At 56.3% G+C, this 11,317-nt stretch carries 10 protein-coding genes; 6 read left to right on the top strand and 4 right to left on the bottom strand.

Features of this window, described 5'->3' with window-relative positions:
- Window positions 1-781: 781 nt before the first annotated feature.
- The 3 genes from IEX25_RS19065 to ihfB all read left to right on the top strand — a co-directional run bounded on the left by IEX25_RS19065 (window position 782) and on the right by ihfB (window position 2,927).
- Entirely contained in the window at window positions 782-1,360 is a 579-nt protein-coding gene (locus IEX25_RS19065; RefSeq protein WP_188717267.1) for a response regulator, read from the top strand.
- 399 nt (window positions 1,361-1,759) lie between these two features.
- On the top strand, window positions 1,760-1,981 hold the full coding sequence (locus tag IEX25_RS19060; RefSeq protein ID WP_188717265.1) for a hypothetical protein: 222 nt from the start codon (window positions 1,760-1,762) through the stop codon (window positions 1,979-1,981).
- A gap of 661 nt (window positions 1,982-2,642) precedes the next feature.
- Window positions 2,643-2,927 (top strand): integration host factor subunit beta, encoded by a 285-nt coding sequence (gene ihfB / locus IEX25_RS19055; RefSeq protein WP_229665482.1) that lies wholly within the window; start codon window positions 2,643-2,645, stop codon window positions 2,925-2,927.
- 1,230 nt (window positions 2,928-4,157) lie between these two features.
- Here the strand turns inward: ihfB and IEX25_RS19050 are convergent.
- Window positions 4,158-4,502, bottom strand: a complete 345-nt coding sequence (locus IEX25_RS19050) for a hypothetical protein (RefSeq protein ID WP_188717261.1) — start codon at window positions 4,500-4,502, stop codon at window positions 4,158-4,160.
- 435 nt (window positions 4,503-4,937) lie between these two features.
- Here IEX25_RS19050 and IEX25_RS20380 point away from each other — a divergent pair, with 435 nt between their 5' ends.
- On the top strand, window positions 4,938-5,060 hold the full coding sequence (locus tag IEX25_RS20380; protein ID WP_268236170.1) for a hypothetical protein: 123 nt from the start codon (window positions 4,938-4,940) through the stop codon (window positions 5,058-5,060).
- Window positions 5,061-5,494: 434 nt separating this feature from the next.
- Here IEX25_RS20380 and IEX25_RS19040 read toward each other — a convergent pair whose 3' ends face one another.
- Complete coding sequence (locus IEX25_RS19040; protein ID WP_229665480.1) at window positions 5,495-6,430, bottom strand: replication initiation protein; 936 nt, start codon at window positions 6,428-6,430, stop codon at window positions 5,495-5,497.
- A 741-nt stretch (window positions 6,431-7,171) separates the two neighbouring features.
- Between IEX25_RS19040 and IEX25_RS19035 the strand changes: the two genes are divergently transcribed.
- Complete coding sequence (locus IEX25_RS19035) at window positions 7,172-8,305, top strand: AAA family ATPase (protein ID WP_229665479.1); 1,134 nt, start codon at window positions 7,172-7,174, stop codon at window positions 8,303-8,305.
- On the top strand, window positions 8,302-9,252 hold the full coding sequence (locus IEX25_RS19030) for a ParB/RepB/Spo0J family partition protein (protein ID WP_188717257.1): 951 nt from the start codon (window positions 8,302-8,304) through the stop codon (window positions 9,250-9,252). Before IEX25_RS19035 ends, IEX25_RS19030 begins: the two co-directional genes overlap by 4 nt.
- Before the next feature lie 527 nt (window positions 9,253-9,779).
- Here the strand turns inward: IEX25_RS19030 and IEX25_RS19025 are convergent.
- Both IEX25_RS19025 and IEX25_RS19020 read right to left on the bottom strand, forming a co-directional pair.
- Window positions 9,780-10,268: a cupin domain-containing protein gene (locus IEX25_RS19025; protein WP_188717256.1), complete on the bottom strand. Its 489-nt coding sequence runs from the start codon at window positions 10,266-10,268 to the stop codon at window positions 9,780-9,782.
- Window positions 10,265-10,900 carry a TetR/AcrR family transcriptional regulator gene (locus IEX25_RS19020; protein WP_188717255.1) on the bottom strand — a complete coding sequence of 212 codons (636 nt, stop codon included), beginning with the start codon at window positions 10,898-10,900 and terminating at the stop codon, window positions 10,265-10,267. Before IEX25_RS19020 ends, IEX25_RS19025 begins: the two co-directional genes overlap by 4 nt.
- Window positions 10,901-11,317: the final 417 nt, after the last annotated feature.

The following is an 11,317-nucleotide window of genomic DNA, read 5'->3' as shown; positions in this document are numbered from 1 at the left end:
CGCATCGAAAGCCCCGCATAAGACACGTCGTTAACGACGTCGCTACGCACGTGTCTTAGCCGGTCAGCCCCACGCTCAGGCAGGCGGTGGAAATCGGGTGGTTACCAGCGAACCATATGTAGTCGTGGAAAGAAACCCGCCGTTGTTGCGGGTGATTTTATAGGCGCCTCGATCAATCACGGCCCCGCTAGTCAGGCCGGTCCATGTGTCGACATTCACTGTCCCCCCGGCACCAGTCGCCACTGCGTCAAAGTTGGCGCGTCCACCGGCCACATCATCGAAAACGGCAAAGGTTGCAGCGTGAGACGCTGAACTTGCAGCGACGGCAATCGCTGAAGCGACTAAGATTTTACTTACAGCACTCATTGACGTGTACTCCAAACAAAAACAAAGGCTCCCAAGAATCACGGTGGAAGCCACATATAGATAACACAATCGTTATCCTCTAACATACTGTTTATCAGCGTTTTTTTCTCCAATTAGATGAGAAGAAAAATGGAAATCCACCTGTGGTTTATCTTCTAAGTATCCAAACCGCTTTGTTAGAAATCTGAATCGCCATTTGCGTGCCGGTGGGAGCGGAGATCCGGCAAGGCCGTTCACAGGGGCATTTCCAGCCTTCCGAGGCGATGCGCAAGAGTGTCGGAGAGCGCCCAAAAGCGGAGAACTCTAAGGTCGCCGTATTCTTGTGTCTGAAAAGCGTGAAAGTTGTTTGGATAATACGATGACGTAAGGTAAACCGAGTGATTGAGAGAGCCGCTAAGGTCTTGAGAGGGGCTTAATGACATTCGAACCACTGCGCATTCTTTTGGTCGAAGATGATTTTTTCATAGCTGAAACCTTAGCGCGCGAGATCCGCGCCGAAGGCGATGCGGTGGTAGGACCGTTTTCTGATATCCATGAGGCGATCCAGTACGTCGGCCTGGTGCAAGCCGCCATTCTCGACGTCCTGGTTCAGGACGAGACGTCGTTTTCCCTCGCGGATTCCCTGATTTATCATGAGGTCCCCTTCATCTTCCTGACGGATTCTGATCCGCGGCTTATTCCGGTGCGCTTCGCGGATCGCCATATTTACGCCAAGCCCAGCCCAGCGACGCCTCTTCTGCATGATTTGCACCAACAGCACCGGGCGATTGTCTCGCAAGACGGCACTAACCTTGAGGCAGCCGTAATCGAGATGATCCATCGAGCGCGCGATCTCATGCCTAATGAGCAATCGGCAGACCGAATTGTAGAGGGAACTCTGCTTCGGGCCATTGCAGAGACTAAAGACAATCGGATGGAAGATGATATCCGCGCCTATATGCTGAGCTTGCTGTATGACGAGTATCGCCAGCGTGGGAGACTTTGTCTTCAGTAGCCGTCGCAGTCCCCGGCTTGAGCCATCGTGTCGGGGTTATGTGGTCTAGGGGCCCGCAGCCGCCTTGTGCCGCACTTGGCACAGAGCTTCCGCAAGCTACCAGGACAACGCCTTCAAGCGGGGGCGGCAAAGGGGGCGAGGGGTTCCGTCGGCAGGACAGCGCATCATTCAGGGCAGGCTGAACCGCGCGACACGGCGAAGGTTCCAGGACGCGAAAGGCCCTTACAACCATGCCAGGTGCAAGGGCCTTCCATGAAGGAGTGCGCTTAACCCTCACCTTACCTGAACCGGGCCGTATAGCGAGGGCTCCAAGGCAGCCGAAACTGTAACGGCGCCAAAGGACATATCCTGTTACAGTTCCATCACCCTCGCCATCCCCAGGCGGGCAGGAGGCTAAAAATGGCGCACAACGGCGAGACCGAGATCGAGATGGTCCAGCGTCATATCCGCCAAGGAGAGGAAATCGTTACCTCTCAGCGCAAGATCGTGGCGAGCCTTCCACCGGACAGTGCCCTTGAAAAGACCGCGCGCCAGCTCTTGGTCCAGTTCGAAGACGCCCTGGAAAACCATCGCGCACATCTGACCCGGCTGCTGAACCAAAATCCGGAAGCAGGTCTGTAGACACTTCGCATTTCCTATGATTCAAGCCATTCAAGCCCGGTAGTTCAGATTAGCGAAGAACCAGCCTCAACCCGCTTCCACCAGAAGGGAGGGCGGGGAAGACTGGCAAGACAACTGCAGGGCAAGCTGGAGCAGCGGCAAGTGTCGGGTATCTGACACAACGACCTCGGTTTCCTAAATACGCTTCTTCCAAGCAGGTCTATGGAAGTATCGTATTTTTTGTCAGAAGGCTAAAAATGCACTCTCGCCAGCATCAACCTTCTTCTCCCTTTTATGATCCTAAAAGGCGACTGACGGCCGAAGAGTGGGCCCTGATCATGAACGCCCTGCGTGCCTATCAGCACAATGATGCCTACCGCTCTCTTTATGAAAAGCTTGAAGCTTGGTCGATATCCCCGGTGACAGCTGAGCAACGCCTGTCCTCGTCCAGCCGGCCAAGAGCAGTTTTGCCTTCGTGTGACAGGGTTTGAACCTGCGGCATCCGACATCCAGAGCCGGCGTGCTATCCAAGCTGCACTACACCCCGCAATAGATTTCCGCTCTCTTGCGGGGCGGTCCCAAAACTGGCATCGCTATAGAACCTGGAGCCTTTTCCTAAGTCGATTTTTGTCACAAGTCCGGTGAACGACGTCATGAAGCCGTTACACCGTCTGGGGGAATGATGACCCGTTCCGAATTGATTGAGCTTCTTGCTGACGAAAACCCGCATCTGTTTCGCCGTGACGTCGAGCGGATCGTAGACACAGTTTTCGATGAGATCATCGAGGCCATGGCGCGCGGCAATAGGGTCGAACTGCGCGGCTTCGGGACTTTTTCGGTAAAAAAGCGTGATGCCCGGAACGGCCGCAATCCCAGAACGGGGGAAGCGGTCGACGTGGACCAAAAACATGTGCCTTTCTTCAAGACAGGAAAGCTGTTGCGTGATCGGTTGAACGGGCGCGCTTGACTGCCGATACGGCTTAAGGCTGCCCACACACGCCTATGCCCGGATCTTGTAACGCTACTTTTTGGAAACCGCACCTTCAGCGCAGATCCAGGTGGCCGGAGCCACAACTTTGCACACGTAAGGCGGATGATCATTTGCCCAGGCCAAGCGGTTCGACGAGACCTTTCCCGCCTTGGTCGAGGCCATGCGCAAGAATGGAGGGCGTCTAAAAAGCGGACAACCTGAGGGTTGCCGTGTCCCTGCGTCTGAACCAAAGCGTCATGGCTCGGTTCAGGCCAGCGGGCTTGGTTTGCAGACCCAGATGAACCGTGCTTTGCGCGATGCCACCAGTCTGTGATCGAGGGGAAAGCTTTCCAGCCGAGCGACAAGAACTCGAAAACGGACAACACAAAAGGCTGCTCGGCTGATGGGATGGTTATGCCGGAGGGGTAGGCGCCGGCAACTTATCTAAATTAACAACTTCAAGTTGATTAATGAAGGAATTTTTCTCTCCATGGGTTTGGGCCGAACCCCAGACCTTGTCTCTACCCTGGGTCCGACTGCGTCGCGGCGGACATGAAGAAGTCAAAAGGAGGCAATGCACAGGCTTTGCAGGAGCAGAAGCAAGGAGAAAACGCACTGGCAGATAGCGCGGCCCCCCTGATGAGAACCGGACATGCAGCACCAGGAGGAGGGACAGGTGTAGGGCTCACTAGGTGTCAGTAAAAAGGAAGCCGCCGTGACCGTCTGACACAGCGACCTAAGCACAGTTATCAGAAGCCAGGGAGGGGCCTTCTCGAAATATGCTTAACCTACGGTAAAGCGCCCCTTCAGGCGGAGCTTTTTGCTGCGGCGCAGCCAGATCCTTGAAACCGGCAAGGAACAGCCGATGGGCGTAAATTCCTCAGTCAACAGGAATGTTCTGCAATAAGGTGCCAGGCGTTCCGAGTACCTGGGTTCAGAGTGACCGTCCCGAGTGCCTGGTTTTGGCAAAAGCCCTGCCCTTTCGGCGGGGCTTTTGCTGCGCCGCAGCCATCCCCTTGTTCAACCCCTGGCTGCACTGCAGCGGATATGAGGTTTTATGACACGCCGCGAGAGAGAGTGCCGGGTCGCGCCGGCGTTGTGGGACTGTTGGAAGTGGAAACGAAAGCATCCTTCCAGAATAGAAAGTAACCAAACCCGAGCATTGCCAGCAGCCCCGACAAGCCACCAGCTCGCCAGTGAGCGGCAGACGGACAGAACTGACGCACATCAGCCCACACGTTTGCCCGCGAGCAGAATCGCTGCACATTCCTCGGGATAACGCGGCAGTTCTGCCACGGCGGCAAGGATCTTGTCAGACCATGGCCCGTTGAGAACCGTAACATAAAAGGCAAGAGCTTCCCGATTGAGGAATGTCCTTGCAGAACACCAAGCCCCGTTCCGCCGCACTTGGGCAAGATAAGCTCGGCCTTGTGGCGACACTGCCACGCGGCAATCATTATCCGTGGCGATCACGCCAGGATAATCGTCTTGAGCTGTTGCCAGGGGCGACGCTGAGGCAGCAGGACGCGGGGGCGCATCCATTGCTGCCAACGCCCTATCGGAAAGACTCATAGTAATTTCCCTCTGTGCTGTTGTCGCTGCACAACGGCTTTTCTCAGCAATGCATTAACGATTGTTTAACTACATAGATATGGATCTTATTTTCGCGTGAAGGGCTACTAGGACCGGAACCGTGCGGAGATAATAGGCTCAGGCAGCATCTTCCGCAGGTCATTCAGGTTGCGTTCGGCAGCGTTGAGGGCACGCGCTCATGCAGCTTCCCGAGTGGACCGAGCTCCTGCGCATGAAGCGCCGGCTGATGATCCTTGTCCGCAAGATCTGCTAGTACGCCGATACCGAGTTCATTGGCCTCTTCGCGCTGCGAACGGAATGAACAGGAAGGCCACCCTATGCCTGACCAGCCACACAGCCCATCCCCGGCCTTTCTGATATCGCCCTCCGCGAGACCCTCGATCTCCTCAGCCGGTCGTGGCCAACAGGTCCGCGTTGATCGACACGCAGGGCGAACGGATCGAAATCCTGACGGCCAAATTTGAGGAAACCCGCACGGCTGCAATCCTAGCCGCCGGACGGACCGATCACCGCGCCTATGCTAAACTCATGCGCTAGAGGGCGATGAGCTGTGCTCGGCCCGTCATGGGGATCTTGAGGCTGTCGATCCGCTCCATGAATGCATGCACGCCCCTTGGGGAACCCTGGATCTGACTGGGTGTCTTGGACTGCATGAAGAGCAACAGGATCTTCCGGACAATGGTCGGTGCCCAGGCGGCCGTCACCGTACGGGTAATGAAGGGCTGCTTGGCGATCACAATCTACGGATAGACGCCGGTCAGGGTTTCCCGCTGCGTTCGGAGGTTACTTTGGACCTTGGAAAGAAGGGCTAAATGCGCCGCATCTGCTCCGCACTCAGTCGGAAGTATCTTGTATTGTCCTGGTTCATAGCCGGCGTGAATCAGTCAACATGCTGACATACCGATCATTTCGAGGAATGGACCCTAAGGCCTTAGGTCTTCCCACCCCAAGAAATTGCCAACTGGCAATTTTTAGAGCGGGTTCTTGTCGGCATAGCTTCGCAGAAAAGCTAGGAAGGCGCGATCCGGATCTTTCGGAGGCTCTTTAGATACGCTCCACCGACGCCATTCACCTTCTATGAAATAAATGTCAAAGCCAGGATGACGCAGTCTTGCAGTCTCGTAAGTTGCCGTTTGCAGAGACGGACCGTGACTATCCAACCAAGCTGGCCGTGGCCGCGCGCCCTGCCCCGTTACCACCTGCTCCGCCCGGCCCTCGGCCTTAATTCGCCGACCCACCTTGGAAAATTGCAGTGCGCGATCCGCTGCCCCGCCAGCGTCTCCGTCCTTGCGCCACCACCGCATCTCGACATGCGTCACGGCCCTGCCCGTCTTGATCGGCGATATCTCGACCATGAAATCTGACAGCGCATTGACCTCCGCAACAGCCGGGTCAATTGCTCGTAGCTTAAGGTTGGACCAAGACGAGAGCTTGCCCTTTGGCACCCCCATAATGCCCCGCAAGGAGTCGAGCGTGAACCGTTCCGACGATTTCCAGCGAAGGTTTCCACGCTTTTGTACCATCTCGTACAGGGTCAAGGCGTATTTGGACGACAAGGCAAACATAACCTCGCGCTGTAGGCGCGCGAAGATCTGGCTGTTCCGAATGATCTTTCTCAGCCGCGCCGGGATTTCATACTCCAGCAATCCGTCATTCCTGCTGCTCTCAAGGTTTCCCCCCAAGAGCTGGACACGTTCGATCGCCGGTTCCCCATCCCAGCTCACAGCGACCTTAACGATTGCAGACATCAGTCTTTCAAGGCTGTCGCCGACACGGTCGTTTGAATTGTGGCTACCACGCAAAACGGATTTAGCAATGATATGGGTGACGGGCTTATCAATGGCATCCCAGGCGTTTTCCAAAAGCTGATTGTAGATCCGACGGTCGTTAAGGGTCAGAGGAGTCACCTCGACAAGGTCAACTAGTTCGCCTGGCTTGACCAGACTGTCGGCGTTAGGCCGCGCTTCAACCGTCCTAATTGATGCGTCTGCCACAGTTCACCATACTTCTAAGATCTTACTTTTGTAGCTCCATGGAAGTAAGCTTTCAAGCATATTGCCAAAAAAGGTAGAACGGCCACCCAAAACGTAAGGCTTGATTCGGAGAGACTAGGTCGAATGATATTCAACGTCCTGCTTTTGCAAGACAATTCTCGAGCTTTGCCAGACAATCGTCCCGCCAACCAAAATGTAAGTCTTGGGCAGCACCCTTCCTGTAAGGACCCCAGTCCCGAATCGTAAGGAATACTGTCCCAGAAGGTAAGCTACAGCACCCCAATTTGTAAGATTAACGACGGAAAACAAATACTAAACAACCACTTGCCTTCCTTGAATCTGAATCTGATGAATCTGAACAAAGCGTTGGTTTGATTTTATCCACAGGTCCCAACAGCAACCAAGCCGCCAACGCTTACAAAATGGGACAAACCGCCCCTAATCTGGCGGCTGGAAAGCGCCAAAACCATTCCTTCTCGGGCGACCTGCAAACTATCGGTTTTCTCTAGGTTAGATTCGAAAAACCGAACTTTACGCCATCACTGATTCTCGACATAGTGCCGGGAACAAAGCAGCGAAGTCGTAACAATGAACCATGCCCTACCCCCGGTCACACTGGACGAGCTTGCCGTCCTTAGCCAGCGTGCCACGACAGTGATCGAACGACTGCGGGAAAGAGTATTTTCGCCCGGAACACATAAGCAGCTAGATCTGCTCTTTAATGTCCGTACGGCGGCCGAGATGGTTGGCCGGTCGGAGAAAGCGATCCGCGATGCGGAGGCCGATGGACGGCTTCCCGAACCTGCCAAGGATGAGACCACCAACCGGCGCCACGGATACAGTCTTGCCGAGGTAAACCGCATGCGAGAGGTATTCGGTACACTTCCGCACCGCGATCCTGACGATCCACCGCTGATTATGGCAGTGCAAAACTTCAAAGGCGGCGTTGGGAAGACTACCTTGGTGGTGCACCTGGCACAATATTTCGCACTCCGAGGCTATCGTGTCTGTGTCATAGACTGCGATTCGCAGGCCTCAACGACGGCGGTCTTCGGCTTGAACCCGGACGTCGACGTACACGAAGAGGAAGATACGCTTTACCCATTTCTGCAGCATGGCGGCCCGAAGTCGCTGCATTATGGATTGCAGGCGACCTATTGGCCGGGGATCGCTTTGATACCCGCGAATCTTGGGCTTTATGACGCAGAGTACGAATTTGCCGCCCGAATGGCGCGTGATCCGGTCTTTATCCTTGACCGGTTGCGCGACGGCGTAGCTTCCATTGCGGATCAGTTCGACATCATTCTGATGGATCCACCGCCGGCGCTTGGGATGCTGTCCTTGTCGGTGTTGCGTGCGGCCAATGCCTTGCTGATCCCGGCGCCGCCCAACAATATTGACTTCGCTTCCACCGCGCATTTTCTGAAGATGATGGAATCGACCCTGGCGGAACTGGCGCGGCATGGCGGCCCGCGGGAATACAGCTTCGTAAAGATCCTGACATCCAAAATGAACGATCAGAAATCCGCCCATCAAGCCATCAAGCGCATGATGGACGCGGTTTTTCCTCAGGACATGCTGAACGTGTCGCTGAAGGATTCGGCCGAGATCGATAATGCGACTGCCAATTTGATGACGGTCTACGAACTGACAGGCCCCGCAACCAGGACCGAGACGCACAAGCGATGCCGCGCCTATCTTGACGCAGTTGGGCGCGAGGTCGAGTTGTTGGTCCGGAAGACATGGCCAAGCCATCACCGGCAATTGCGCAAGGAGGGCTTGTTGTGAGCAAGCGGCACGATGCTATCTTTGACGATGTCCTGAAGGACCTACCTGCGCCGGCGACGTCGGACCGGGCCGGAGCGCGGTTTCTGAAACGTACAAACGCCTTGTCGGAGACCGGTGAGCGCGAGGAAAAGGTGTTAAGATGGGTCGATCCCGCAAGCTGCATAATGTGGTCCCGGCACAACCGGGCCTATGACTTGCTGACCGAGGAAAACTGCCGCGAGCTGATCGACAGCCTAAGATCTCAAGGACAACAAGAATTTCCCGCGATTGTTCGCAAGCTGCCGATGGGGCACGGGGCGGAATACGAAGTCATCTGCGGCGCCCGTCGGCATTTTGCCATAAGCTGGCTGCGCGCTAACAATTATCCCCAGTTCCGCTATCTGATCGAAGTCCGCGACCTGACCGACGAGGAAGCGTTTCGCCTCGCTGATATCGAAAACCGTGACCGCGCCGACTTGAGTGACTACGAACGGGCCCGGGACTATCTTCAGGCGCTCGGCGCCTATTACGGCGGCAAGCAAAAGACCATGGCCGCGCGGCTCGAAGTGTCCGAGGCATGGTTGTCGCGCTATCTGCATCTTGCTCGTCTGCCAAAGGCTATCATCGACGCTTGGCCCAGCATTACCGAAATCCGGGAATTACATGCCCGACAGATACGCCCGATGCTTCATGATGCTGAAGACAAAGTGCTAGTCGAAGCGGAAAGGATCGCGGCCGAACAGGGAAAGGCTAGGGTGGGGCAGGGAGCCTATGTTGCTGTGCCAAAGGTCCTATCGCGCTTGAAGGCTGCGGCATACGGCCCCGTACCCCAGGTCAGCAAGCCCGTGAATGGCGTCACCATCGAAAAGCGCGGGAAAAGGGTTCGGATTGAATTCCCAAACAGTATTGACACCGCGGAACTTCGATCAGCCCTGGATGATTACCTTCTGGGCAGGACAGAAAAGTAAAAATTGCCAGTTGGCAATTTTAGGACGTTTCGCTGTGCGCTCTGCAAGGCTAGTGGATGACTGAGCTATGTTGCTAGGCAGCAAGTGAACGGCCAGTAAGCCTTCACGGCTGTCTTGTCAGCCGCGGTCGATGCCGCTTCAAAGAGGTAAAGCAAATCGGTCGGATAGAAGCAGGCGGCATGATTCAGGCGGTTGCGGAGCCCGGGAACAGGAAGCAACCTCAGGCTTATGGGATCCTGGCAGATATTGAGTTTTGAATGTAGTTAGCACGTGGAGTCTAAGCCGACCGTCCGAACGACAGCGCATATTTTCCTAGGTCACCAAATCGGCCAAACATCGCCTTGGTGACGGTGGGGACCGCACCTGCGTTTTGAATGATGGCCGCACTGGGACGCGACTAAGACGAATGTGCCTGATGTGGTCCAAATGGTCTTTTTGTAGCGCTTGGCGATAGCTCCAGAACTCCTTTCTTTTTTCCAAAGAAGGCTTCGGCCATGTGCCGCCATTTGTAGGCGCGCTTCTCGTAATCACGCTTGATCTTGCAGTTCGCCTTCGGTGGCATTTGCGGGTTCCAACGCCATCTTGATCCCGTGGCGGTCCATGGCTGCGCCGATGCCGGCGAAGTCAGGTGCGCCTTGTGGGCGTTCCGTCGATCCGATGTCGCGGAAAAAGGCGATCATCGAGGATGCCAGCATCACCAGCATGCGAGCCGGTCTGTCGCTCTCGTTGGCATAGTTGTGTGGCACCCGGGAAGGCACCCGCACCGAAGTGCCCGCACCAGCCTTTACAATGCGTGGCGGCAGGCCCGCCGCGCACTGGCGGACTGTCATCTCGCCCTCAAGGATGTAGAAGAGTTCAGGAGAGTCGTGGAGGTGCGGGGGCGTGCCTGAGCCGGGTGCCACTTCAATATCGATGAGCTCCAGATCCGAGCCTGGCACACTGCCCAGAAAGCGGATGCGGTCCGCCATAACCCAGAGATACTCGGCGGTGCTATCGGTTGTCACGTCAAGGCTCATCGCATCTCTCCTCTGTTGGCGATGGTTGCGTTTGCAGCAGTTTCGGCAGACTTGGCCGCGGACAGGATCAGATCGAGCGCCCAGGATGCGGTTTCTCCGGCCTGGGTGCCGTCCAGGCCGCCATAATCCTTCAGCACCTCCCATGCGGAGGCGGAGTAGAGGAGGTGCGCCAATGCCTCGATCTTTCGGCGCTGATCGGCAGGAAGGGCGCCGAGCACGGGCGCCAGTGCTGCCGAGAAATTCAGTCGCCGCGCGGGAACGGTGGCCAGGCGCATCTGCCGGCCGGTGCGGGAATGAAGGGCGGCACGCATGGCTGGCTCATGTCGATCGAACAGCGGAAAGGTCTGGAGGGGACCGGCCACTACGTCCTGCAGCGTTTCGGGCTTGGTGGAAGCTCCGATCTTGGCATTGAGCCATGGCCAGAAGGCCAAGAGCAGATCGTCCTTGTTGGCGAAATGGCGGAAGATGGTGCGGCGCTGAATGCCTGCCTCCGTGGCAATTGCCTCCATGCTGATGTCGTCCGGGAGAGCCGAGGACTGCATCAGCGTCAACAGCGCGGAAAGGATGGCCTCACGGGTCTCGCGGACTTTTTCCTCGCGCACTGGGCTGTTGTAGGATCGCGGGATGGTCACAGAACGCTCCTCATCTTGATGTCACAAAGAGTGACACGAAAAAGGCCGCCTGTCAATTGGTGTCTCTATTTGGGACGCGAATTCGTTTGAGAATCCTCTTCAGCAGAGGGTCTCATCGATTGTCTCACTTCGCTGTACCGGCCTCTTTCACCGAAAATCTCGCCCTTTCACCGCGATCGTATCGAGGTTGAGACTGCGGACATACATGTTGCGTGGCCGAGGGCCTTCGGGATCCGAGGCGCCCGGATCCGGGGCAGGAACGGCATGGTGGATCTCGTCGCCGCGGCCATGGGGCAGGGGAGAGACGGTGCCTTGAACCGCCCCTGGTTTACCGGAGAGTAAAACACTCAAAGGATGAGCCCTATGTCAAAGCCGAGATTCACCCCCGCCTATCCGGCCGAGCTTCGCGAACGCGGT

The sequence above is a fragment of the Paracoccus acridae genome, from assembly GCF_014642735.1.
In the GTDB taxonomy this organism is placed as follows: Bacteria; Pseudomonadota; Alphaproteobacteria; order Rhodobacterales; family Rhodobacteraceae; genus Paracoccus; species Paracoccus acridae.
The sequence above is the reverse complement of the archived record's forward strand: the minus strand, read 5'-3'. Positions and strand labels throughout refer to the sequence as shown.

Bases quoted from the DNA above. Each gene is read 5' to 3' on its own strand.
- IEX25_RS19065 (WP_188717267.1), top strand. From the start codon at position 782: ATGACATTCGAACCACTGCGCATTCTTTTGGTCGAAGATGATTTTTTC.
- IEX25_RS19060 (WP_188717265.1), top strand. From the start codon at position 1,760: ATGGCGCACAACGGCGAGACCGAGATCGAGATGGTCCAGCGTCATATC.
- ihfB (WP_229665482.1), top strand. From the start codon at position 2,643: ATGACCCGTTCCGAATTGATTGAGCTTCTTGCTGACGAAAACCCGCAT.
- IEX25_RS19050 (WP_188717261.1), bottom strand. From the start codon at position 4,502: ATGAGTCTTTCCGATAGGGCGTTGGCAGCAATGGATGCGCCCCCGCGT.
- IEX25_RS19025 (WP_188717256.1), bottom strand. From the start codon at position 10,268: ATGAGCCTTGACGTGACAACCGATAGCACCGCCGAGTATCTCTGGGTT.